This window comes from Micromonospora sp. ZG13 (genome assembly GCF_059359355.1).
Map to the genome: position 1 here is coordinate 97,171 of NZ_JCADBQ010000010.1, position 22,272 is coordinate 119,442.

The 22,272-nt window shown below is 74.3% G+C and carries 22 protein-coding genes; 13 read left to right on the forward strand and 9 right to left on the reverse strand.

Annotated elements, in window-relative coordinates; genetic code table 11:
• Nucleotides 1-37: 37 nt before the first annotated feature.
• The 3 genes from AC5L34_RS20655 to AC5L34_RS20665 form a co-directional block, all read right to left on the reverse strand.
• Nucleotides 38-760, reverse strand: coding sequence for an alpha/beta hydrolase (locus tag AC5L34_RS20655; RefSeq protein WP_441176601.1), 723 nt, complete (start codon nucleotides 758-760; stop codon nucleotides 38-40).
• A gap of 2 nt (nucleotides 761-762) precedes the next feature.
• Nucleotides 763-1,482: a DUF899 domain-containing protein gene (locus AC5L34_RS20660; protein ID WP_441176600.1), complete on the reverse strand. Its 720-nt coding sequence runs from the start codon at nucleotides 1,480-1,482 to the stop codon at nucleotides 763-765.
• Between the two features lie 109 nt (nucleotides 1,483-1,591).
• On the reverse strand, nucleotides 1,592-2,611 hold the full coding sequence (locus AC5L34_RS20665; RefSeq protein ID WP_441176690.1) for a sigma-70 family RNA polymerase sigma factor: 1,020 nt from the start codon (nucleotides 2,609-2,611) through the stop codon (nucleotides 1,592-1,594).
• Nucleotides 2,612-2,863: 252 nt separating this feature from the next.
• Between AC5L34_RS20665 and AC5L34_RS20670 the strand changes: the two genes are divergently transcribed.
• Both AC5L34_RS20670 and AC5L34_RS20675 read left to right on the forward strand, forming a co-directional pair.
• Nucleotides 2,864-3,094, forward strand: coding sequence for a hypothetical protein (locus AC5L34_RS20670; RefSeq protein ID WP_089003424.1), 231 nt, complete (start codon nucleotides 2,864-2,866; stop codon nucleotides 3,092-3,094).
• A gap of 146 nt (nucleotides 3,095-3,240) precedes the next feature.
• Nucleotides 3,241-4,212, forward strand: a complete 972-nt coding sequence (locus tag AC5L34_RS20675; protein ID WP_441176598.1) for a DNA polymerase domain-containing protein — start codon at nucleotides 3,241-3,243, stop codon at nucleotides 4,210-4,212.
• Between the two features lie 34 nt (nucleotides 4,213-4,246).
• On the opposite strand, the gene AC5L34_RS20680 is transcribed toward AC5L34_RS20675, so the two are convergent.
• Nucleotides 4,247-4,753, reverse strand: a complete 507-nt coding sequence (locus AC5L34_RS20680; protein ID WP_357720738.1) for an Lrp/AsnC family transcriptional regulator — start codon at nucleotides 4,751-4,753, stop codon at nucleotides 4,247-4,249.
• A gap of 104 nt (nucleotides 4,754-4,857) precedes the next feature.
• On the opposite strand from AC5L34_RS20680, the gene pdhA reads away from it, so the two are divergent.
• The 5 genes from pdhA to AC5L34_RS20705 all read left to right on the forward strand — a co-directional run bounded on the left by pdhA (nucleotide 4,858) and on the right by AC5L34_RS20705 (nucleotide 11,769).
• Nucleotides 4,858-6,021, forward strand: coding sequence for a pyruvate dehydrogenase (acetyl-transferring) E1 component subunit alpha (gene pdhA / locus AC5L34_RS20685; RefSeq protein ID WP_441176597.1), 1,164 nt, complete (start codon nucleotides 4,858-4,860; stop codon nucleotides 6,019-6,021).
• Nucleotides 6,021-7,037 (forward strand): alpha-ketoacid dehydrogenase subunit beta, encoded by a 1,017-nt coding sequence (locus tag AC5L34_RS20690; protein WP_441176596.1) that lies wholly within the window; start codon nucleotides 6,021-6,023, stop codon nucleotides 7,035-7,037. Before pdhA ends, AC5L34_RS20690 begins: the two co-directional genes overlap by 1 nt.
• Entirely contained in the window at nucleotides 7,034-8,410 is a 1,377-nt protein-coding gene (locus AC5L34_RS20695; protein WP_441176595.1) for a dihydrolipoamide acetyltransferase family protein, read from the forward strand. Before AC5L34_RS20690 ends, AC5L34_RS20695 begins: the two co-directional genes overlap by 4 nt.
• Nucleotides 8,411-8,552: 142 nt before the next feature.
• Nucleotides 8,553-10,217, forward strand: a complete 1,665-nt coding sequence (locus tag AC5L34_RS20700; RefSeq protein ID WP_441176689.1) for a right-handed parallel beta-helix repeat-containing protein — start codon at nucleotides 8,553-8,555, stop codon at nucleotides 10,215-10,217.
• 283 nt (nucleotides 10,218-10,500) lie between these two features.
• A complete protein-coding gene (locus AC5L34_RS20705; RefSeq protein WP_494826500.1) occupies nucleotides 10,501-11,769 on the forward strand; it encodes a L,D-transpeptidase in 1,269 nt (422 codons plus the stop codon).
• Between the two features lie 76 nt (nucleotides 11,770-11,845).
• Here AC5L34_RS20705 and AC5L34_RS20710 read toward each other — a convergent pair whose 3' ends face one another.
• Nucleotides 11,846-12,865, reverse strand: coding sequence for an SMP-30/gluconolactonase/LRE family protein (locus AC5L34_RS20710; protein WP_494826502.1), 1,020 nt, complete (start codon nucleotides 12,863-12,865; stop codon nucleotides 11,846-11,848).
• 153 nt (nucleotides 12,866-13,018) lie between these two features.
• Between AC5L34_RS20710 and AC5L34_RS20715 the strand changes: the two genes are divergently transcribed.
• Nucleotides 13,019-13,369 carry an STAS domain-containing protein gene (locus AC5L34_RS20715; protein ID WP_441176592.1) on the forward strand — a complete coding sequence of 117 codons (351 nt, stop codon included), beginning with the start codon at nucleotides 13,019-13,021 and terminating at the stop codon, nucleotides 13,367-13,369.
• Nucleotides 13,370-13,646: 277 nt separating this feature from the next.
• Here AC5L34_RS20715 and AC5L34_RS20720 read toward each other — a convergent pair whose 3' ends face one another.
• Both AC5L34_RS20720 and AC5L34_RS20725 read right to left on the reverse strand, forming a co-directional pair.
• A complete protein-coding gene (locus AC5L34_RS20720) occupies nucleotides 13,647-14,039 on the reverse strand; it encodes an FKBP-type peptidyl-prolyl cis-trans isomerase (RefSeq protein WP_357720756.1) in 393 nt (130 codons plus the stop codon).
• A gap of 303 nt (nucleotides 14,040-14,342) precedes the next feature.
• Nucleotides 14,343-14,912, reverse strand: a complete 570-nt coding sequence (locus AC5L34_RS20725) for a hypothetical protein (RefSeq protein ID WP_441176591.1) — start codon at nucleotides 14,910-14,912, stop codon at nucleotides 14,343-14,345.
• 191 nt (nucleotides 14,913-15,103) lie between these two features.
• Here AC5L34_RS20725 and AC5L34_RS20730 point away from each other — a divergent pair, with 191 nt between their 5' ends.
• Both AC5L34_RS20730 and AC5L34_RS20735 read left to right on the forward strand, forming a co-directional pair.
• Nucleotides 15,104-15,802: a CBS domain-containing protein gene (locus AC5L34_RS20730; RefSeq protein ID WP_441176585.1), complete on the forward strand. Its 699-nt coding sequence runs from the start codon at nucleotides 15,104-15,106 to the stop codon at nucleotides 15,800-15,802.
• Nucleotides 15,803-16,352: 550 nt separating this feature from the next.
• Nucleotides 16,353-17,240 (forward strand): TerC family protein, encoded by an 888-nt coding sequence (locus tag AC5L34_RS20735; protein WP_441176688.1) that lies wholly within the window; start codon nucleotides 16,353-16,355, stop codon nucleotides 17,238-17,240.
• Between the two features lie 36 nt (nucleotides 17,241-17,276).
• On the opposite strand, the gene AC5L34_RS20740 is transcribed toward AC5L34_RS20735, so the two are convergent.
• Nucleotides 17,277-18,005 (reverse strand): helical backbone metal receptor, encoded by a 729-nt coding sequence (locus AC5L34_RS20740; protein ID WP_441176582.1) that lies wholly within the window; start codon nucleotides 18,003-18,005, stop codon nucleotides 17,277-17,279.
• A gap of 144 nt (nucleotides 18,006-18,149) precedes the next feature.
• Here AC5L34_RS20740 and AC5L34_RS20745 point away from each other — a divergent pair, with 144 nt between their 5' ends.
• A complete protein-coding gene (locus AC5L34_RS20745; RefSeq protein WP_494826506.1) occupies nucleotides 18,150-19,007 on the forward strand; it encodes a phytanoyl-CoA dioxygenase family protein in 858 nt (285 codons plus the stop codon).
• Between the two features lie 12 nt (nucleotides 19,008-19,019).
• Here AC5L34_RS20745 and AC5L34_RS20750 read toward each other — a convergent pair whose 3' ends face one another.
• Nucleotides 19,020-19,586 (reverse strand): GNAT family N-acetyltransferase, encoded by a 567-nt coding sequence (locus tag AC5L34_RS20750; protein WP_441176580.1) that lies wholly within the window; start codon nucleotides 19,584-19,586, stop codon nucleotides 19,020-19,022.
• Nucleotides 19,587-19,741: 155 nt separating this feature from the next.
• Between AC5L34_RS20750 and AC5L34_RS20755 the strand changes: the two genes are divergently transcribed.
• Together AC5L34_RS20755 and AC5L34_RS20760 are read left to right on the forward strand one after the other, a co-directional pair.
• A complete protein-coding gene (locus AC5L34_RS20755; RefSeq protein ID WP_441176578.1) occupies nucleotides 19,742-20,626 on the forward strand; it encodes a hypothetical protein in 885 nt (294 codons plus the stop codon).
• Between the two features lie 360 nt (nucleotides 20,627-20,986).
• Nucleotides 20,987-22,252 carry a hypothetical protein gene (locus AC5L34_RS20760; protein WP_494826508.1) on the forward strand — a complete coding sequence of 422 codons (1,266 nt, stop codon included), beginning with the start codon at nucleotides 20,987-20,989 and terminating at the stop codon, nucleotides 22,250-22,252.
• Nucleotides 22,253-22,272 lie beyond the last annotated feature (20 nt).

Sequence of the window (22,272 nt, forward strand, 5' to 3'; positions counted from 1 at the left end):
GGGGTGCCGATTCCGCACCCGGCCCCCGGCGCGCCGGTCAGCGCCGGCGATCCGGCGTGGGGCGGGCGACCTCGCAGACCTCCCGCCGGATCTCCTCCAGCCGGACGGCCAGCTCCCGCGGCCGGCTCAGGGCCACCGGGTGCCCACCGTCCATCTCGTCCGGGGTGATCCCCAGCCGGTCGGACACCAGCTTCCGCAGGAAGTCGACGGGGAAGAAGCGGTCACCCCGGCAGAGCAGCGCCCGGGTCGGCACGTCCGGCCAGGCGGCGAGCGGCCAGGGCTTCTCGAACGGCGTGCCCGACTGGTCCCGGGCGTTCGCCGTGGCCTCCTCGACCAGCCGGGGCGGCAGCTCGTGGAAGAAGACGACGTTCGGGTCCTCGTCCTGCTCCGGCGTCCAGCCCTCGCGTTCGGCCTGGATCCGCCTGGCCTGCGCGTAGCCGGTGCCGCTCCACCACTCGCCCGGCGACTCGCCGGGGCAGGGCACCATCGGGGTCAGCAGCACGAGCAGGTCCGCGTGGACCCGGTCGCACACCAGCGGGCCGGTGAACGCGCCGAACGACTGAGCCACGACGACCAGGTCCGTACGGTCCCCGACGGCCCGGACGGCGGCGTCGGTGTACTCCGCCAGCCCCGCCGACTCGTCGGCGCACGGCAGGTCGACCGCCACCACGTCGTGCCCGCGCTCACGCAACTGCGCCGCGAGGAGGTGCCAGTACCAGGGCCCACTGCCCGCGGGCGGGATCAACACGTAGGTCGCCACTGTCAGTGATCCTCCAGGTCCGGGGAGTGGCCCATGGCGCGCGCGGGTGAGGCGTCGCGGCGCCGGGTCCCGCGGCGTCGGTCGTCGTACCGGTCGTGGTGCCGCCACCACTGCTGCGGATAATCCAGCCCCTCCTCCTGTCGGCCCAACGCCGTCAGGTCGAGGTAGTTGTAGGTGTTGATCAACGCGTCGCCGCCCCGGGAGAAGGACGAGTAGGTGTGGAAGACGTCCGCTCCGTCGCGGAGGAACACGCTCAGCCCGGAGCATTCCGCGTCGTCCCTGGTGGCCCCGAAGTCGGGATTGAAGTCCCCACCGAAGGACGAGAACCAGGGAACAGTCCACCCCATCCGCCGCCGGAACGGCTCGATCCTGGTCAGCGGTGCCCGGGACACCAGCACCAGGTTGGTGTCCCGGGCGTGCAGGTGAGCCGGGTGGCCGAGGTTGTCGACCTGTAGGGAGCAGCCCACGCAACCCTCGTCCCAGTCGGGGTGGAACATGAAGTGCCGGACGACGAGCTGGCGACGACCGTCGAACAGACTCGGCAGGTCCACCGGGCCGTCCGGGGAGTCGAAGACGTACTTCTTGTCGATCCGGACCATCGGTAGCCGACGCCGCTGAGCGCTCAACGCGTCGCGTGCCCGGGTGAGCTCCTTCTCGCTGACGAGCAGTTCCGCACGGGCCGCCTCCCACTCGTCTCGGCTGACAACTCTCGGCTGGGTCATGGTGTCTCTCCTGCCTCCGTCCTTCCGGCGACGTCAGCGTCGCGCCGCACCGCCGGCCACCCCCATTGAGACGGCGGGGCGCGTGAGAACTCATCGCCGCCACCATCCGTCAACGGGTCATCGGCAGCCCGAAGGCCGGAAAGACGCGGGGAGGGAACGCGGTGACCTCCACGACCTCGCCAGCCTCGATGCGGAGCACGTCGAGGCCCAGCGCGTGGTAGCGGGGCCGGCCGGGCTCACGCACGTAGCAGGCGACGGCGGGCTGGCGGTTCGCGCGGGTGGGCACGTGACACCAGTCCTTCCAGGCGGTGGGCCCGACCAGCGCGGGCGCCCAGCACTCGATGATCGCGTCCCGTCCCTCGTACCAGGTCGGCTCGGGCGGCATGGTGAAGCGGGCGTCCTCGCGCAGCAACGCCGCCAGCGCCGTCAGGTCGGCGCTTTCGGTCGCCGCGACGTACCGCTGGAGCACCGCCCGTTCCTCGGCGCTCGGGTCGGTCGCCGCCGGCCACTCCGTCCGCCGTTGCGGCAGGCGCTGCCGGAGGGTGGCGCGCGCCCGTTGCAGGGCGCTGTTGACTGCGGCGACCGTGCCGTCGAGCAGCGTGGCGGTGTCCGCCGCCGGCCAGCCGAGCACGTCGCGCAGGATGAGCACCGCCCGTTGCCGGGGCGGCAGGTGCTGGATCGCGGCGAGGAACGCCAGCTCGATGGTCTCCTTGGCCACCAGTGCCGCGTCCGGCTCGACGTCCGGCGGGGCGGGCGGATCGAGCAACCGGTCCGGATAGGGCTGGAGCCAGGGGATTTCCGCCTGCGGCAACGAGGCCCGGCCGGGCCCGGGGACCCGGGACGACGTCGGCGCGACGAGCGGACCGGGCTGCCGCTGGCGGCGGTCGAGGAAGTCGAGACAGGCGTTGGTGGCGATCCGGTAGAGCCAGGCCCGCACGGTGGAGCGGCCCTGGAAGCTCTCCCGGCTGCGCCAGGCCCGCAGGAACGTCTCCTGCACGAGATCCTCGGCGTCGTCGAACGACCCGAGCATCCGGTAGCAGTGCACCTGCAACTCCCGCCGGTGCCGGTCGGTCAGCTCGGCGAAGGCCTGCTCGTCGCCCGACCGGAGGGCCGCACCGGCCGCGGTCACCCCGCTCCCGCCCGATCCCGCGTCGCCTTCGCCCACGAACCGTCTCCCCCCGTCCCGGTCACCGGATCATCGACGCACCGTAACCCACCGGTGCGACGACGACCGACGGAGTCGTCACCGGCGTCCGCTTCCGGCAAGGAAGGCGTCGACCAGGTCCGTCGGGGTGCCCCGCGCCCGGGGCGTGATCGGGGCCGGGCCGGGTAAGCGCTGCCTCCATCGATCACCGAGACGGGGAGGTGTGCCGTGGCCACGATGGTCAGGGAGCCGGCGAGCCCGGTGAAGGATCAGAACTACGACCTGATCCACGCGCTGCAGATGTCGTTGCAGCACATCTGGCAGTTGGAGAACTACATCGCCGACGCCGACGCGCGCGGCGACACGGAACTGGCCACCTGGTTCCGCAAGATCCAGGAGAACAACCGCAAGGCGGGCGAGCAGGGCAAGCGGATGCTCATCTCGCGCCTCCAGGAGGAGATGAGCTGAGACCCGGCCGCCGGCGGCCGGGGCTCCGCGCGCGGAGCGCCCGGCCGTCGGCGCGCGGGCCCGGCGTCGGCCCCGGCGGGATCCGCGTCGGTCGGCGCGGGCCGTGACGCGGCGTGCCGGCCGACCGGCCGGGTTACGGTGTGCACGTGGCGACGCCGGCCGAGGAGATCCAGGTGGGGGAGCGGCTGGTGCGCGTCTCCAGCCCCGACAAGCCGTACTTCCCGGAACTCGGGCTGACCAAGCTGGACGTGGTGCGCTACTTCCTCGCCGTCGGCGACGGCATCCTGCGCGCCCTGCGGGACCGCCCGACCATGCTGGAGCGGTGGCCGCGCGGCGTCTTCGACGGGGCGAAGATCGGCACCCGGCAGGACAACCGGGGCGACGCCTTCTACCAGAAGCGGCTGCCGGCGGGCGCGCCCGACTGGGTGCGCACCGCCCACATCACCTTCCCCAGCGGACGTACGGCCGACGAGGTCGCGCCCGGTGAGCTGGCGGTGGTGATCTGGGCGGCCAACCTGGGCACCCTGCGGTTCCACCCCTGGCCGGTCTCCGCCGCCGACGTCGAACGGCCCGACCAGCTGCGCATCGACCTGGACCCGATGCCGGGGGTGGGCTTCGACCAGGTGGTGCCGGTGGCCCACGAGGTGCGCGCGTTCCTCGCCGAGCTGGGGCTGACCGGCTACCCGAAGACCACCGGCGGACGGGGCCTGCACGTCTACCTGTCCATCGAGCCCCGGTGGAGCTTCGGCGACTGTCGGCGGGCGGTGCTGGCGCTGGGGCGGGAGATGCAGCGCCGGCTGCCGGACCTGGTCACCACCACGTGGTGGCGGGAACAGCGCGACCGGCCGGTCTTCGTCGACTACAACCAGATGTCCCGGGACCACACGATGGCCTCGGCGTACTCCATCCGCCCCACCCCGCAGGCGCTGGTCTCCGCGCCGCTGGACTGGTCGGAGCTGGACGACGCGCGGCCGGAGGACTTCGCCGTGACCACGATACCCGCCCGGTTCGCCGAGCGCGGCGACCCGCACGCGGGCCTCGACGACCGGCGGTTCTCCCTCCAGCCGCTGTTGGAGCTGGCCGACCGGGAGGGGCTGGAGGCCCCGCCGGAGCGCTGAGCGGACCGGCCGGCGGGGAGGCCGCCGTGCCGGCTCACTCCCACGGGCTGCGCTCGCCGTCGAACTCCTCGAAGACCAGCCAGGTGCGGGTGGAGAGCACGCCGGCGATGCTCTGCACGCGGCCCAGCACCACGTCGCGCAGGGTGGCGTTGTCGGGCGCCCGGACCAGGGCGAGCACGTCGTGGTCGCCGCCGAGCAGGGCGGCGTGCTCGATGTAGCGCACCCGGGCCAGCTCCGCCGACACCTCGCGCCAGGTGTTCTGCTCGATCTTCAACGCGATGTACGCCGAGGTGCCGAGCCCCGCCGCCTCGGGCGCGACTTGGGCCCGGAAGCCGGTGATCACGCCGTCGCGCAGCAGCCGCTCGACGCGGGCGTACGCGTTGGTGCGCGAGATGTGGATGCGCTCGGCGAGGGTGCGCACCGACGTGCGGCCGTCGCGGACCAGCTCGTCGAGGATCCGCCGGTCGACGTCGTCCAGCGGTCGCGCCGAACGTCCCGTTCCGGCTGCCGGCTCCGCCGCGCCCCCGGACTCCTGGCTCACTTCGCTGCCCGTCCCATGCCATCCGTCCCGCGTTTGTCCTGGATCTTGAGTCAATCATCCGACAGCAGGAGCATAGGCCCACCACACGTCCAGGAGGTCCCGCCGTGACGACCACACCCGAGGCGGTCCGCAGGGCCCCGCGCAGCCGCCGGGCGGCCACCCCGCCCGACCCGGCCAAGCCGCTGCTGCCGGCCACCGAGCCCGTCCGCCTGCTCGACCCGACCGGCACGCCGCTGCGTGCCCCCGCCGCCTACCCCGAGCCGCCCGTCGAGGCGCTCGTCGAGATGTACCGGCGGATGGTCGTCGGCCGCCGCTTCGACGTCCAGGCCACCGCGCTGACCAAGCAGGGCCGGCTGGCCGTCTACCCGTCCTCGCGCGGCCAGGAGGCCTGCCAGGTCGGCGCCGTCCTCGCCCTGCGCGAGTCGGACTGGGTCTTCCCGACCTACCGGGAGTCGATGGCCCTCGTCAGCAGGGGCATCGACCCCGTCGAGGTGCTGACCCTGCTGCGCGGGGACTGGCACTGCGGGTACGACCCCGCCGAGCGGCGCACCGCCCCGCAGTGCACGCCGCTGGCCACGCAGTGCGTGCACGCCGCCGGCCTGGCCTACGGCGAGGCGTACCAGGGGCGCGACACCGTGGCGCTGGCGTTCATCGGCGACGGCGCCACCAGCGAGGGCGACTTCCACGAGGGCGTCAACTTCGCCGCCGTGTTCAAGGCCCCCGTCGTCTACTTCGTGCAGAACAACCGGTACGCCATCAGCGTCCCGCTGTCACGGCAGACCGCCGCGCCGTCGCTGGCGTACAAGGGCGTCGGCTACGGCGTGCCCAGCGAGCAGGTCGACGGCAACGACCCCGTGGCCGTGCTCGCCGTGCTCACCCGCGCGGTGGAGCACGCCCGCTCCGGCAAGGGCCCGTTCCTGGTCGAGGCGCACACCTACCGGATGGAGGCGCACACCAACGCCGACGACGCCACCCGCTACCGCGACGGCGCCGAGGTCGAGGCCTGGCGGGACCGGGACCCGGTCGCCCGGCTGGAGACGTACCTGCGCTCGCGCGGCGCCCTCGACGACGCCGCCGTCGCCGCGGTCGCCGAGGAGGCCGAGGCGTACGCCGCCGACCTGCGCACCCGGATGAACGCGCAGCCGACGGTCGACCCGATGAGCCTCTTCGACCACGTCTACGCCGAGCCCACCCCACAGTTGGTCGAGCAGCGCGAGCAGGTCCGTGCCGAACTGGCCGCCGCCGCGGACGAGGAGGGTGAGCGCTGATGGCGACCCTGACCATGGCGAAGGCGCTCAACGCCGCGCTCGCCGACGCGATGCTCGACGACGACCGGGTGGTCGTCTTCGGCGAGGACGTCGGGGCGCTCGGCGGCGTCTTCCGGATCACCGACGGCCTCCAGGCCCGCTTCGGCGACAAGCGTTGCTTCGACACCCCGCTCGCCGAGGCCGGCATCGTCGGCTTCGCCGTCGGCATGGCCATGTCCGGGATGCGCCCGGTGGTCGAGATGCAGTTCGACGCGTTCGCGTACCCGGCGTTCGAGCAGATCGCCTCGCACGTGGCGAAGCTGCGCAACCGCACCCGGGGCGCGCTCAGCGTGCCGATCGTCATCCGGGTGCCGTACGCCGGCGGTATCGGCGGCGTCGAGCACCACTGCGACTCCAGCGAGGCGTACTACGCGCACACCCCCGGGCTGAAGGTCGTCACCCCGGCCACGGTCGAGGACGCGTACTCGCTGCTGCGCCAGGCGATCGACGATCCCGACCCGGTCGTGTTCATGGAGCCGAAGAAGCTCTACTTCTCCAGCGCCGAGGCGGAGCTGTCCACGACCTCCGCGCCGATCGGCCGGGCGGTCGTGCGCCGCCCCGGCCGCGACGCGACGCTCGTGGCGTACGGGCCGGCGGTGCCGGTCGCGCTGGAGGCCGCCGAGGCCGCCCGCGAGGAGGGCTGGGACCTGGAGGTCGTGGACGTGCGCAGCATCGTGCCGTTCGACGACGAGACCGTCACGGCCTCCGTCCGGCGTACCGGCCGGTGCGTGGTGATCCAGGAGGCGCAGGGCTTCGCCGGGGTCGGCGCCGAGATCGCCGCCCGAGTGCAGGAGCGCTGCTTCCACGCCCTGCACGCCCCCGTGCTGCGGGTGTCCGGGCTGGACATCCCGTACCCGGCGCCGATGCTGGAGCACACCCACCTGCCGTCGGTGGACCGGGTCCTCGACACGGTGGCCCGGCTCCAGTGGGACGACCAGCCCGACGGGCGCTGGCTGAGCCGGGGGAGCGCGGCGTGACCACCGTGGACGGTACGCAGGTCTTCCTCCTGCCCGACCTGGGCGAGGGGCTGAGCGAGGCCGAGATCGTCGAGTGGCGGGTCGCCGTGGGTGACGTGGTCACGGTGGACCAGAGCGTCGTCGAGGTGGAGACCGCCAAGGCGGTTGTCGACGTGCCCTGCCCGTACGCCGGGCGGGTCGTGGCGCTGCACGGCGCGGCGGGCGAGACCCGCCCGGTCGGCCAGCCGCTGATCACCATCGCGCCCCTGGACGGCGACGGCGGGGCCGGCGACGAGCCCGCCGGGCACGCCACCTACCGCGAGGAGGAGCGGGCCGGCTCCGGCAACGTCCTCATCGGCTACGGCACCGGCCACGGCGGCGCGGGGCGGCGGCGTCGGCGCCCCCGTCTCGTGGCCGCGCCCGATCCCACCCCCGCCGCGTCGGCGGCGCCCGCCCCGGTCGAGCGTCCGGCCGCCCTTGCCGACCGTCCGGACGCCGCGGCGGCGCCCCTGGTCATCTCGCCGATCGTGCGCCGGCTGGCCCGCGAGCACGGCCTCGACCTGGCCGCCCTGCGCGGCACCGGCCCCGGCGGCGTGGTGCGCCGGGCGGACGTGGAGGCCGCCGTCGCCGAGGCGGCCACGCCCGCCGCCCGGCTCGCCGCGGTGCCGGACGAGCCCGCCCCGTCGGCCGTCCCCGGCGCCGAGGACCTCGTCGTCCCGCTGACCGGCATCCGCAAGGTGATCGCCGACAAGCTCTCCCGCAGCCGGCGGGAGATCCCCGAGGTCACCATCTGGGTGGACGTGGACGCCACCGGGCTGCTGGAGACCCGTGCGGCGATCAACGCGGCGACCCCGGACGCGCCGGTGAGCATCCTGGCCCTGCTGGCCCGGATCTGCCTGTCCGGGCTGCGCCGGTACCCGCAGCTCAACGCCCGGGTCGACACCGAGGGCCAGCGGATCGTCCAGTCCGCCGGGGTGCACCTGGGCATCGCCGCCCAGACCGACCGGGGGCTGGTCGTGCCGGTGCTGCGGGACGCGCAGCGGCTCACCACCGCCGAGCTGGCCGCCGAGCTGAGCGCGACCACCACGGCCGCCCGGGCCGGCACGCTGCCCCCGGCCCGGCTGACCGGTGGCACGTTCACGCTCAACAACTACGGCGTCTTCGGTGTCGACGGCTCCACCCCGATCATCAACCACCCGGAGGCGGCGCTGCTCGGGGTGGGCCGGATCGTGGACAAGCCCTGGGTGGTGGACGGGCAGCTCGCGGTGCGCAAGGTGACGCAGCTCAGCCTGACCTTCGACCACCGGGTCTGCGACGGCGGGGTGGCCGGCGGCTTCCTGCGGCACGTCGCCGACTGCGTCGAGCGGCCGGCGGTGCTGATCGCCAACGTCTGACCCGCGTCCGCGACGGCCCCGGCCCTCCGCCTCCCGGCGGGCGCCGGGGCCGTCGCCGTGCCGGGCCGCGTTTCCCTACGGGCGCGCCGGGAATGCGGGCCGGGCAGTCCCGCCGAGGGGAGGACGAGTGGCGTACCCGGACATGCCCTCCGCCGCAGGCGTGCGGCGCCACGCGGTGGCCGGCGCCCCGCTGCTCTGCGACGCCCGGGAGCACGGCATGGTCGGCGACGGGGTCGCCAACGACCAGCCGGCGCTCGCCGCGCTGGTGGACCGGCTCGGCGACGCGTACGCCGCCGACGGCCGGGCGAGGATCATCTACTGCCCGCCCGGGGTCTACTCGATGCGGGACTCGGGCACCGTGTGGCGTACCGGGGTGTCGCTCGTCGGCGCCGGCCCGGGGGCGACCCGCTTCGTGCTCAGCAACGCCGGCAACCGGGCCGACCCGTCGCCGCTGGCGTTCTACACCACGCTCCAGCACGGCGCCGACCGGGACCGGCACCTGGCCGACTGCACCTTCGCCGACTTCGAGATCGACGGCTCGGGAGTGGCGTCGGCGGACTACAACCCGCTGGCCAAGGGGCTCGGTTTGCAGTACGTCGTACGGGGTGTCTTCCGCAACCTGTACATCCACCACACCGCCGCCACCGGCCTGGGCTGCGACTTCCTCCAGGACTGCCTGATCGACGGGGTGCTGGTGGTCGGGTGTGGGCGGCTGGACAACGGCACCGAGATGGGTGGCGCGGGCATCGGCGTCGGCATCGGCGGCTGGGGCAGCGTGGAGCGGTTCAACATCGTCAACTGCAGCGCGGTCGCCAACGCCACCAACGGCATCTTCCTGGAGTTGCAGGAGGCAGGCCAGCTGCGCCCACGGGGGGTGCGGATCATCGGCTGCCACACCCAGGGCAACCGCTTCGGCATCTCCGACTGGGGCGCGAACGGCCTGATCGTCTCCGCCTGCACGATGACCGGCAACCTGGAGGCCGGCTTCCACGTCTCGGCGAAGGGCACCACGCACACCGCCGGGCGGGGCGGCATCCTCACCGACTGCGTGATCGACGGCAACCTGCGCGACGGGGTCAGCATCGGCAACACCCCGGGCCCGTACACGATCCGCGGCAACCGGATCAGCGGCAATGGCCGTTACGGCTACCACCAGCGCGATCTCGGCGGGTCCGAGGAGGCCGTGGCCGAGGAGATCGTCATCGAGAGCAACGACTTCTACGGCAACAGCGCCGACGCCATCCGTATCGACCGGCCGATCCGCGACGCCATCGTGGTCGGCAACCGGATCCGGAACAACGGACGGCAGTGGGCGCCGGCCATGAGCGGGCACGGTAACTCGGTGCGGTACACCGAGAAGTCGGTGGTGGACCGGCGGGCGACGTGGCCGAACGACGGCCACCGGGGCAAGGTGGTGCACGTCGGCGAGCGGATCGCCGTGGTGGCGGCCAACGACGACACCGAGCTCACGCTCGCGCCGATCCGACCGGACTCGCCGAGCGGGTGGAGCGGGGCCACCCCGGCGCCGGGCACGCCGTACGAGCTGCCGGGAGGGCCGCCGGTGCGGGCCGGCATCGCGATCAACGCGGCCGTCGACTCGGCCACCATCCGGGGAAACCGGATCTGGGACAACAAGCAGCCGAGCACGCAGAACCACGGACTGTGGATCACCGCGCAGGGCAGCTGCGTGGACTGCCGCGTCGAGGACAACGACCTCGCCGGCAACGCCGACTCGGCGATCCGGATGGACACCCCGCCCGTGGGTGGCCGGTGGGATCGCAACCACGGCGACGACGACTGGACGTGAGCAGCGGCGGGAGCAGGGCGCCCTCCCCGGCGCCGAGGGCGCGGGAACGTGAGCGCCCTCGGCGGGGCGGCGCAGGCGGGACGGACGGGCACCAGGGGGGCTGGCGACGGCGGGGGCGGACGATTGCGGACGGATCCGGAAGCAGGCGCGGGCGGCCCCATTCCGTGCAGGGCGGGAAATGCTTCCCGAAATTGCGTCTTCATTTCCGTCGAAATTGCGCTCCCATGCGACGGGGCGTGGAGAGAATGTGGCTGAGGGACACCAATTAACGGGGGGACGCATCATGGAGTTGAGGCGGCGACTGGCGGTGCTGGCCGTGACGATCGCGGCCGCGCCGTTGGCCCTCGGCGGGTGCACCGCCGACCGCAAACCGGGCGCCCGGCCGGCCGAGGAACGGGCCGCGGCCGCACTGGAGTTGACCGTGACGCCCGCCGACCGCGCCCGGGAGGTGCCGATCACCGCCGAGGTGGGGACCGCGGTCAGGAACGGCAAGGTGACCGCCGTCCGGATCACCGACGACAAGGGCGCTCGGGTCGAGGCGGAGCCCCGCGAGGACGGCTCGGGCTGGGTGCCGAAGGCGCCGTTGCAGCCGAAGCGCACGTACACCGCGGAGGTGACCGCCACGGGTGACTCGGGAACGACGACCACCCGGAAGACCACCTTCACCACGATGCCGAAACCGACGAAGCCGGAAGTCACCAGCACGCTGTACTTCGCCGGTGATCGGACGTACGGCACCGCCATGCCGGTGACCGTGGCTTTCGACCCGCCCATTCCGAAAGAGGCCAGGGCCGACGTGCAGCGCCGATTGTTCGTGAAGACGGATCCGCCGCAGCCGGGCGCCTGGTCGTGGGTGTCCGACGGCAGCCAGGCCTATTACCGGGCCCCCGATTTCTGGCGGCCAGGAACCAGCATCAGCGTCCGCGCCGGGCTGGAGGGCCTGCCGATCGGCAAGGAGCGGGTCGGCGACTCCGACCGCACCGCCACCTCGAAGATCGGACGGCAGGTCGCCCTGGAGATCGACAACGCGACCAAGCAGATGTCGGTGCTGCGGGACGGCAAGGTGGTCCGCAAGATCCCCGTCAGCATGGGCAAGCCGAGCACGCCGACCTCCAGCGGCAAGATGGTGATCATGGAGAAGCACGACTTCACGACGTTCGACACCCGGGGTTCGGCCGACCCCTACGTGGTCGACGTCGAGGACGCCCAGCGGCTCACCTGGGGCGGCGAGTTCATCCACGCCGCGCCGTGGTCGGTGGGGGACCAGGGCAACACCAACGTCTCGCACGGCTGCACCAACGTGTCCAACGAGGCCGCGGACTGGCTGATGGGCGTCACGCAGGTCGGCGACCTGGTCACCATCAAGGGCACCGAGGTCGAGTTGAACGAGGGCAACGGCTGGACGGCCTGGAACGTCAGCTGGGACGAGTTCGTCAAGGGCAGCGCGCTGCCCGTGCCGGCCGGGCTGCGGCCGTCCCCGTCGGCCGTGCCGCACCCGGGCGCGGTGGCCGGGGGCTCGCCGGCGCCGGCACCGTCCGTGCGCGGCGGCTGACCAGACCGTACGCACACCCGCCGGACCGGTCCGCCGCCACGCGGGCCGGTCCCGGGCGTGCCGGTCGTCGCGCGGCTCAGCCCAGCGGCACCCGGGCCACCCCGGGGCCCGTGAGGCTGCCCAGCCACAGGTGCCCGCCGTGCTGACGGACGCCGGTGATCATGTCGTACGTCCCGCGCGGGCCGTGCAGGGTGCGCAGCACCCGCCCCTCGCCATCGACGAGGGCCACCAGGCCGTAGCGCAGCGGCTTCGGCTGCACCGCCGCCGGCAGCACCGCCACCAGCTGCCGCAGCCGGGGGTGGGGCAGTAGCCGCTCGACCACCGGCACCCGGGGGCTGGGCAGCGCGATCCAGTACGTCCCGTCGCCCACCGGGGTGAGGTTGTCCGGGTATGCCGGCAGGTCGGCCAGGACGGTGACCGCGCCGTCGGCCAGGGCGACCCGCACCAGCCGGTGGGTGGCGGTCTCGACCAGCATCAGCGCCGACTCGTCCGGGGTGAGCGCGAGCCCGTTGGGGAAGTGGAACCCGGCGCGGACGACGTCGGTGCGTCCGCTGCGCGGGTCGTACGCCAGCACCCGCCCGTTGGGCCGATGCTCCAGCAGGTCCCGCTTCCAGTGCGAGAGCGGGAAGCGGTCGGAGGAGTCGGTGAAGTAGACCGTCCCGTCGCGGGCGACGGTGGCGTTGTCGGCGAGGTGCGCCCTCGCCCCGAGCCCGCCCAACTCGCGTACCGCCCCGTCACCGGTCACCCGCAGCAACCCCCGGTACGCGTCGCAGACCACGAGGCTGCCGTCGCGCGGGTCGACCTCCACGCCCAGCGGTCGGCCCCCGGTGTCGGCGAGCGGCCGGGGGAGGGTGCCGGGCGGCGCGTCCACCGGCCACCACCAGAGCCTGCCGTCCTCCGACCCGCTGACGACCCGGCCGGACGGGTCGACGACCACGTCCTCCGGGCCGGACACGCCAGCCGGCAGGGGCAGCAGCTCGACGGCGTCGAGCCGTCGGTCGGCGGGCGCCCACGGACCGTCGAGCGGCGGCGGCACGGTGGCGGGTTCGCGGACGGGGCGGATCAGCCGGGGCGCACGGGGGCGGCGAGGGACCATGCCCCATTCTCGCCCGCCGATGTCGCAGCCCACAGGCCCTGCGGGCGTCCTCCCTGAGGAGGATCCGGGAGTCTCCGGGTAGACCCTGGGCGTACCCGGATCCGGTCCCTCAGCAGGGCGGAAATGTCGGTGGTGGGGGATAGGTTCGTCGGTATGCGACAGCGCGACGACCGGCTCCACATGGAGATCACCGTGGCCGACCACGAGGTGGAGGTGCGGGCGACCGGCGAGGTCGACATCGCCACGGTCGGCGCCTTCCGCTCCGCGCTCTGGGACGCCCCGCCCCGGCCCGTGCTCCGACTGGACCTCTCCGGCGTCCGCCTGCTCTCCGCCGCGGGGGTGCGGGCGCTGGTCGCCGCGCACCTGCGCGTCCGCGCCCGGGGCGGGGAGCTGGTGCTGCTCCGTCCCGACCCGGTCGTCGATCGGGTGCTGCGGGCCACCGGCCTGCACCGGGTCATCCCGATCATGGATCTGTGCGCCGACCGGGAGCTGGTGCCCTGCTGACCGAGGTGCCGCCGGTGCGACCTACCGGCCGCGAGACCTGCGGAGCCCGGGCGCCGTACGCGTGCGGGCCGGTGCCGACGGCGCCGTACGCCGCCCGCACCGACCCGTGGTCCGCCGTCCGCACCGACCGGCCCTTCGCCGTTTGCGCCCGACGGGCCGCTCGCAGGCGGCACCGGCCGGTGGTCGGGCCGGTCGCCCGCTGCGGTGACCGGCCCGCCGCCGTGCGGTCAGCCGCGCGCCCGGGGTCCGACCGTCCGATCGGTGGATCGCTTCGCGCTCAGCGCACGCCGAGCAGGTCGACGACGAAGACGAGCGTCTCGCCCGGCTTGATGACGCCGCCGGCGCCCCGGTCGCCGTAACCCAGGTGCGGCGGGATGGTCAGGCGGCGCCGGCCGCCGACCCGCATGCCCACGACGCCCCGGTCCCAGCCGGAGATGACCTGCCCGCCGCCCAGCGGGAACTCGAACGCCTCGCCCCGGTTCCACGAGGCGTCGAACTCGCGACCGGTGGAGTGTGCGACCCCCACGTAGTGGACGCTGGCCAGCTGTCCCGGCTGGGCCTCCGGCCCCTCGCCGACGGTGATGTCGTCGATGACGAGATCGGCCGGGGGCGCGCCCTCGATCGGACCCACCTCGGGCTTGCCCGAGCGGGCGCCTGCTGCCTGGTTCATTCGGGAGTCTCCTACCGTTTCGGTCCTGATGTCCGTCACCCGAGATCCTGCCCGATGGCGATCGGGCGCCGCGTGGCGGTCCCGCCCGGAACGCCCGACGGGTTCGGGGCGGCGCGCCGGCCGGCAGTCGGGCCGGGTACGGGAGACGTTCGGGCGAGCGCGTGAGGCGGTGGGGCGAGCACGTGAGGCGGCCGGGGCGCGACCGCGGGCTGGCCGGGCGGGCAGGCGAGCTGGCCGGGCGGGCACGCGGAAGCGGGCGCCACCGGTGGTGACGCCCGCTTGCGGGGGAGATGCCGTACCCGGTCACCGCAGCCAGGGGAACCGCCGCACGATCGGGAGCTTCGCCCACGCCCTGCCCAGGCCGAGGGTCGCGCCGGCGTTGACCAGGGCGAGACCGACCAGCAGCGCCGCGTTGAGCAGGTGGTCGTCCATGAAGGGGTTGTTCTCGGGAGGCAGGACGACCGTCCACATCATCACGTAGAGCACCGCGCCGGCGACCGCGGCGACGCGCATCCCGATGCCGAGCAGCAGCGCCACGCCGATCGCGGCCAGGCCGGTCATGAAGAGCACGTCGGCCCAGGCGGCCCCGGCGATGCCGTGGTAGAAGTCCGCGAACGGACCCGCGGCACCGAAGGTCAGGAAGCCCTTGGTGGGGCTGCCGCCGTTGATCCAGGCGTTCTTCGCCTCGGTGGCGAAGCCCAGGCCGAAGACCTTGTCCAGGAACGCCCAGAGGAAGGTCCAGCCGAGGGCGATCCGGATGCCGGCGAAGACGTACCGGGCCGCCCGTTGCCTGGTGGTCTCGTGCCGCGTCTCCGCCACGGGAGCGTCGGTCCTGGCGGTGGTGCGCTCGATCGTCGCGGTCATTGTCTCCACGTCCCTTCGTGTGCCTCGCACCGCGCTTTCCCGGTGGCATCTCCATTGGACGCCTGCCGGCGTCGGCGGGGCAGGGCCGACCGGGCCCCAACGGACCGGGACCTTGGACCCCTTCCGGCCCGGTCCGGCGGCCCTGACCCGGCGGGCCGACCCGGCCGTAGCGTCGCAGGTGAAACGACAGGGAGGTCGTGATGAGGACGTGGCAGGTGGGCGACGTGATGACGCGGGAGGTCGCGACGGTGGGGGAGGAGACCCCCTACCGGGAGATCGTCGACGCGTTGGTCCGGCGGGGCATCAGCGGTGTGCCCGTGGTGGACGGGTTCCGCCGGGTCCTCGGCGTGGTGTCGGAGTCGGACCTCCTGCATAAGGTCGAGCAGGCCGGCCACCCGGACGAGCGGCGGGTCTTCGAGGGGCGCCGTCGCCGCGTCGCCCGGGAGAAGGCCGACGCGCTGGTGGCGCGTGAGCTGATGACCGCACCGCCGGTGACGACCTGGGCGGAGGCGACGATCTCCGCCGCCGCCCGGCGGATGGACCGGGAGTCGGTGAAGCGGCTGCCGGTGCTCGACGACCTGGGCCGCCTCGTCGGGATCGTCACGCGCGGCGACCTGCTGCGGGTGCACCTGCGCACCGACGCGGAGATCCGCGAGGACGTGGTGCAGGAGGTGCTGCGTCGGGTGCTCGCCGTGCGGGACGGCCTGGTCACGGTCCGGGTGCGCGACGGCGAGGTGACGCTCGACGGCCGGTTGGACCGGCGCAGCGCCGTCGAGCTGGCGGCCCGGCTCGCCGGGCAGGTCAGCGGCGTGGTCCGGGTGACCAGCACCCTCGCCTACGACGTCGACGACAGCGCGCTCGTCGACCTCGACGCCGACCGGGTCACCCCGGTGGCCTGACAGGGCCGCGGTCCGGACCCGCCGACGCCGTGCGGGTCCGGACCGCCCCGGGGCCGAGGCGGGTCGGGACCCGCCGGGTGCCGATCGTGGGGCCGGGTTCGCCGCGGGAGGCGACCACCGCCCTGCCGACCCGGTGGGCCGCCCGTACGCCTGACGTCGGCGCGGGGCCGCAACGTCGGCGGCCCCGACTTGTCCGGACCGCCGTCGGCCCGTGGTCGGCTCGCCTAGGCTCGGGATCGGACGCGCTCAGGCCGCCGGCCGCCGCCGGACGGCCCCCTGCGCCGCCGGACACCAGTGCGCGGGCGTGGTCGGGGTGGTCCGGCCAGTACGCCGGCATCGGGCGCGCCGGCACCAGTGCGTGCCGGGCGCCACGTGCGCACCCGCGCCGCCGGCCTCACGGGGCGTCCGCCCCGCCGGCAAGTCGGGGCGTGCGCCGGCCGTACGCCGGGAGCGGAGCCGCCGTCGGGGATGCGGAGGACGCCGGGTGGACGAGGCGACGTTCGCGGCACCGCTGTGGGCCTGGGCGGCGGTGGGCGTGGTCATCGCCGTCATGCTCGCCGTCGACATGTTCTCCCACCGCGACGACCACGTGATCGAACTGCGTGAGGCGCTGCTGTGGAGCGGCGTCTGGATCACCGCCGGGCTCACCTTCGGTCTGGTGGTCTGGCTGTGGCGCGGCGGCGAGCCGGCCGGGGCGTACTTCTCCGGCTATCTGCTGGAGAAGGCGCTCTCCGTCGACAACGTCTTCGTCTTCGCGCTGCTGTTCGGGTACTTCCGGGTGCCTGCCGCGTACCAGCACAAGGTGCTCTTCTGGGGCGTCGTCGGTGCGCTCGCGTTCCGGCTGGCGTTCATCTTCGCCGGCGCGGCGCTGCTGGAGCGGCTGACCTGGGCCGGCGTCGTGCTCGGCGCCTTCCTGATCTGGACGGGGTGGCGACTGGCGGTACGCGGCGAGCCGGACGTCGACCCCGACCGCAACGTCGCGGTCCGGGCGTTCCGGCGGCTGGTGCCCACCGAGCCCCGCTACCACGGCGGCCGGTTCACCGCCCGGGTCGACGGCCGACGCAGGGCCACCCTGCTGCTGGTGGCGCTGGTCGCGATCGAGGCCACCGACGTGATCTTCGCGATCGACTCGGTGGCGGCGATCCTCGCCATCACCACCGACACGTTCCTCGTCTGGACGGCGACCGCGTTCGCCGTACTCGGCCTGCGCAGCCTCTACTTCTGCCTGGCCGGCCTGCTGCGGCACTTCGGCCACCTGCGGTACGGGCTGGCCGTGCTGCTGGCCTTCGCGGGGGTGAAGCTGATCCTGGCCGAGACGCCGGTCGGGAAGCTGCCGATCTGGTTGACCCTCGCGGTGGTGGTGCTGACGCTGTCGGTCGCGATCGGGTGGAGCCTCGTCGACGCGCGGCGCGAACGGCGTCGGCGCGCGGGGGGCTGACGGCGCGAACGCGGCCGAGGCCGGGGGCCCGGCGGGTCAGTTCGGTCGCACGACGGGGTCGGCGAGCTGCGCGGCGAGTACGGCGGGCGCCTCGGCGAGCGACGGGCCGTACCAGGTCAGGTGCCTGCCGGAGACCAGGGCGCAGGGGGTGCCGGGAAACGCCTCCGGCCCGTCGTCGGCGGTGAAGAGGTACGGCTCGTCGGGCAGCACGACCAGCTCCGGCGCGCGGGCGCGCAGCTCGTCGAGGCCCGGGCGGGGGTAGCGCTCGACGTGGTCGGCGTACACGTTGGTCACGCCGAGCCGGCGCAGCACGTCGCCGGCGAAGGTGTCGGCGCCCAGCACCACCCACGGCCGCCGCCAGACCGGCACGACCGCCCGGCGGGCCGGCCGGGCCGCGGGCAGGTCGGCCCACGCCCGGCGGGCCACGGCGAGCCACTCCGGCTCGGCCGGGGCGCCCAGGTCGCGCATCAGGTCGGCCAGCTCGGCCAGCGCCTCGTCGACGGTACGCGGGTAGGTCACCCGCACCGGCACGCCGGCGGCGCCCAGCGCGTCGGCGTCCTCGCGGCGGTTCTCCTCGACGTTGAGCAGGACCAGGTCGGGGCGCAGCGCGAGCACCCGGTCGAGGTCGGGGTACTTGCTCCCGCCGACCCGCGTCACCTCCAGTCCGGCGGGGTGGGTGCACCAGTCGGTGGCGCCGACCAGCAGACCCGGCAGGGTCAGGGCGACGGCCTCGGTCAGCGACGGCACCAACGACACGACGCGCACGCCCGCGCACCTCCCCGGTCCGGTACGCCGAGCGCCGGCGTACCGGTCGATCATGCCCTGACCCGCGTTCCGGTCGCCGGACAGGCGTCCCTTGCGACGGCTCTACAACGTTGTAATACTCGCCTGGTCCCCTCAGGAGGTTCGATGAGGCCCCACGCCACCCCGCCCGCGCCGCCCGCCGCCCCCGCCGAGGAGGAGGTGCCCCTGGTGGCGCTCGGCGAGCTCTACCGTGACGGCATCACCGCCTGCCGGGGCGCCTTCGCGGTGGACTGGGTGGACCGTGTCGGCGAGGACGTCGAGGCCGCCTTCCGGGAGGCCCGTTCCCGCCCCGACGGCGCGGTCGGTCGCGGCCCGCAGCGGTGGTACGTGGAGATCCACCCCGAGCAGCTGCGCGGCTTCGTCGACCTGGTGACCCACCCCTGGGTGGTCTCGGTGTGCCGGGCCGTGCTCGGTTCCGACTACCAGATCGTCGAGCTCGGTTTCGACATCCCGTTCCCCGGCGCGGTCATGCAGCCGTGGCACCGGGACTTCCCGATGCCGGAGGACACCCGCCGGCAGCGGCGGCTGACGTCGCTGGCCTTCAACCTCACCATGGTGGACACGGTGGAGGAGATGGGGCCGTTCGAGATCGCCCCGGGCACCCAGTGGGACGACGGGCGGGACTTCGACCACCAGATGTTCCCGCCGAGGGGGCGCTACCCCCGCTACGAGCAACGGGCGGTCCGCAAGTACCCGCGGCGCGGCGACATCTCCGCCCGGTCCGCGCTGACCGTGCACCGCGGCACGCCGAACGTCTCCACCCTGTCGCGACCGGTGCTGGTGCTCGGCGTCGACGCGCCGGGAGCCGGCAACGCCGAGCACCACGACATGGCGGTCACCCGGGAGTACTGGGCGGGCCTGCCCGAGCAGGTGCGCGCGCACCTGCCCTGCCCGGTGGTCGACGCCCTGACGCCGATCCGGCAGAAGCACACCATCGAGGGCCTGGTGATGGGCGCTGAGTAGCCCGCGCCGCACCTAGTCGGCGTCGCGACGCAGCCAGCGCTCGCGGGTCAGCGCGTACTCCACCTCGCCGTGCTCCGCGCCGTCGATCGGCTCCGGCCAGTCCCCGACGTACGTCCGGACGAGCCGCAGCCCGGACTTCTCCATCACCCGGCGCGACGCGGCGTTGACGGTCATCGTGTTCGCGGTGACCCGCCGCACGCCGAGCTCGGCGAAGCCCTTGTCGATCAGCGCCCGGCAGCCCTCCGTGGCGAGCCCGGCGCCCCAGGCGGCCCGGCGCAGCCGGTAGCCCAGCTCCACCTCCCGGGCGTCGCCGTCGCGGGTCGGACGGAACTCGAACCAGCCCAGGAAGGCGCCCGAGCCCCGGTCCTGCGCCGCCCACCAGCCCAGGCCGGGCGCCCGTCGGTAATGGGCGAGGATCCGGGGCAGGACGCGCTCCCGGACCGCCTCGGGCGGGGTGGGGCGCCCGCCGGTGAGGTACCGCATCACCTCGGGATCACCGTCCAGCTCGACGAGGAGGTCGGCGTCATCGGCGGTGAACTCGCGCAGCACCAGCCGCGGGGTGCTCAGGAAGACGCTCACCCGCCCATCCCAGCGGCACGGGCGCGCAGCCTCAATCGAATTCCGGGCCTGCGGCCCGAGGGACACCGCCACCACGCCGGTCATGATCGACCGCCTAGACTCGCCCCGGCCGACGCGTCGGCCGGGACCGGCGGCGGGACGGACGGATCAGGCGGATGACGGGCACCGGTGGTGGGGGCGACTCCTGGCTGCGCGCGGTCGCCGGGGACGGTGGGCGCGGCCCGCTGCTCGTCCGGGGCGACCAGCTCGTGCACGGTCCCCGCCGGCTCGGCGAGCTGGTGCAGGGGCGCCCGCCGGGCGTCACCGGCAACCAGTGGAGCACGGCCAGCCGACAGGGCTACGACCTCGTCGTCTGCGCCGCCGACACGGCCCGGCCCGTCTTCGCCGTCGAGATCGGCCCCGTCGCGCCTCCCAACTCCGCCGGGCAGCGGGTCGAGCGGCTCAAGAACGCGGTCGCCGAGGCGGTCGGCCTGGCGGTGCTGCGGATCGGGTCGCCGACGCTGCGGGCCGAGGCCCACGGGCGCCGGATCGTGGCGTACGTGATCGACGCGCGCGCGTACGCGGCCCTCGGCGCGGGGGAGCCCGACGACGCCGGGGCACCGCCGGTCGGCTTCCGCGACATCCTCGGCCGGCTGCCCGACGGGCGGACCGGTCCTGTCAACGACCTCGGCGCCCTGGCCCGGGCCGCCGCCGTCGAGGCGTACGTGGCGCGGCGGCTGGCCGACCCGATCGTCCGGGGCCTGCACGTGCGCTGGGCGGACGGACCCGCCGAGGGATGGAGCTGGGTGCAGGTACGCCCCGACGCCTGCCTCGTGGAGCGGGTGACGGTGCGCGAGCGGCGGGTCTCCGCCGGGGTGGACCCGGGGCGGCTGGCCGAGGACCTGGCGGCGGTGGCCGTCGGCGAGCGCCTGCGCGCGCTGGACGCGGCCGAGCCGGTGCTGACGCCCCGCGACGAGCTGTTCGCCGAGATCCGGCGGCTCCAGTCGCGGCACGACGAGATGACGGGCGGCTTCGCGTTCGCCCACCTCTGCGCGGACTGACCGGCTTCACCCCGGGCGGACGGCACCGCCCAGCGCCCGGAGGCGGCGGCCGGTCCGCGCGACACGGCCGCCCGGAGGGCGCCACGGGTCGGGCCTCCGCCGACGGCGGTCGGCGCAGAGCCCCTTCCGGAATCCCGGGAACGCGTTGAACCTTCGCGCCGGGCGTCCCGTACTCCTGCGGGAATGGACAGGATCTCCCCGACCGCGTCCCGTGACGCGGTAGACGGTGCGGAAAGGGCATCGTCGGTCATCGACGTGCCGCCGGTTCGCCGCGACGGTTCCCGTCGGGTGCGCCCCCTCGATTCCGTCGGTCCGCCGAGGTCTCGAATCAACTACCGGATCGCGAAGGAGAGCAATTCGATGCGCAGGTCCACACGGGCGCGCCGGTCGTCCGGCACCGCCCGGAGCAAGCGGCTGCTGGCCGTCGTCGGCACCCTCGCCGTCTTCGGCGGGATCGTCGCCGTCACCCAGATCTCGTCCGCCGAGGACCGGCGGTCGACCACCACCCGGCCGGCCTCCGCCGCCTGCGTGGAGCCCAGCCCCGGCGCGACCGCGCCGAGCGGGCGCGGCACCAGCCGGACCTGGCAGGACGGCCGGTGGGTACGCAACCACTGGGGCGACGGGCAGCAGACGGTCGCGGAGTGCGAGCAGACGCGCGGCGGCGGCGCCGACAACGGCGGCTCGGCCGTGGCCTGCCCCGACGTGGCCGGCCAGCTCCCGCGGGTGCCCGATCGCGCCCGTGCCGAGGTCGACCGGAACCTGAACCTGTTGCAGGCCCAGATCGCCGAGGCGGACCGGCGGCTGGCCGCCGAGGGGCGGCGGGGCGCGGAGTTCGTGCGTACCTCGATCCTCCAGCCGCTGGCGGCCAAGCGGCGGGCCACGCTGGAGCGGATCACCATCGCGATCGACCGGGCAGGCCCCCGGCCGCAGGGCCTGGCCCGGCTCGCGGAGTGCCGGGTCGCCCCGACGGGCAACAACGGCGGCGGGAACAACGGCGGCGGGAACAATGGCGGTGGGAACAACGGTGGTGGGAACAATGGCGGCAACAACGGCGGTGGGAACAACGGCGGTCCCGGTTCCGGGCTGGGCGTTATCGCGAACGACTGCGACGACAGCCGGTTGCAGCCGCACGACGGTTTCCAGAACGGCAACCGCTGCGTCAGCACCGCGTTCGGTGAGGTCGGTGCCGCCGCGAACAATCCGTCGCTGCTGATCACCGAATTCCCCGAGCGGGTGGGCGCCAACCAGCCGTTCACCCTGCGGGTCTCCACCCGCAACCTCGTCCGGGACCGCTTCCTGGCGGCCGGGCAGGGCGGGTACTACGTGGAGAGCTCGCTGCTCAACGACCAGGGGCTGGTGCGCGGCCACTTCCACACCGCCTGCCGGATGCTGGGCAGCCTCCGGCAGCCGCCGGAGCCGCAGGAGGTGCCGGCGTTCTTCGTCGCGACCGAGGACAGCCGTGGTGGCGCCGAACCCGACGACGTCACCATCCAGGTTCCCGGCCTGCCCGGATCCGGCACCGCCCAGTGCGCGGTCTGGGCCGGCGACGGCTCGCACCGGGTGCCGATGATGGAACGGGCCAACCAGACCCCGGCCTTCGACGTGGTGCGCATCGAGGTCGGCTGACCGCCGTCCCGGGGCCGGCG

Excerpts from the sequence above, each read along its gene's own strand:
- AC5L34_RS20660 (WP_441176600.1), bottom strand. The coding sequence starts at position 1,482 with ATGACCCAGCCGAGAGTTGTCAGCCGAGACGAGTGGGAGGCGGCCCGT.
- AC5L34_RS20670 (WP_089003424.1), top strand. The coding sequence starts at position 2,864 with ATGGTCAGGGAGCCGGCGAGCCCGGTGAAGGATCAGAACTACGACCTG.
- AC5L34_RS20690 (WP_441176596.1), top strand. The coding sequence starts at position 6,021 with ATGGCGACCCTGACCATGGCGAAGGCGCTCAACGCCGCGCTCGCCGAC.
- AC5L34_RS20700 (WP_441176689.1), top strand. The coding sequence starts at position 8,553 with ATGCCCTCCGCCGCAGGCGTGCGGCGCCACGCGGTGGCCGGCGCCCCG.
- AC5L34_RS20705 (WP_494826500.1), top strand. The coding sequence starts at position 10,501 with ATGGAGTTGAGGCGGCGACTGGCGGTGCTGGCCGTGACGATCGCGGCC.
- AC5L34_RS20710 (WP_494826502.1), bottom strand. The coding sequence starts at position 12,865 with ATGGTCCCTCGCCGCCCCCGTGCGCCCCGGCTGATCCGCCCCGTCCGC.
- AC5L34_RS20715 (WP_441176592.1), top strand. The coding sequence starts at position 13,019 with ATGCGACAGCGCGACGACCGGCTCCACATGGAGATCACCGTGGCCGAC.
- AC5L34_RS20720 (WP_357720756.1), bottom strand. The coding sequence starts at position 14,039 with ATGAACCAGGCAGCAGGCGCCCGCTCGGGCAAGCCCGAGGTGGGTCCG.
- AC5L34_RS20730 (WP_441176585.1), top strand. The coding sequence starts at position 15,104 with ATGAGGACGTGGCAGGTGGGCGACGTGATGACGCGGGAGGTCGCGACG.
- AC5L34_RS20735 (WP_441176688.1), top strand. The coding sequence starts at position 16,353 with ATGCTCGCCGTCGACATGTTCTCCCACCGCGACGACCACGTGATCGAA.
- AC5L34_RS20745 (WP_494826506.1), top strand. The coding sequence starts at position 18,150 with ATGAGGCCCCACGCCACCCCGCCCGCGCCGCCCGCCGCCCCCGCCGAG.
- AC5L34_RS20755 (WP_441176578.1), top strand. The coding sequence starts at position 19,742 with ATGACGGGCACCGGTGGTGGGGGCGACTCCTGGCTGCGCGCGGTCGCC.
- AC5L34_RS20760 (WP_494826508.1), top strand. The coding sequence starts at position 20,987 with ATGCGCAGGTCCACACGGGCGCGCCGGTCGTCCGGCACCGCCCGGAGC.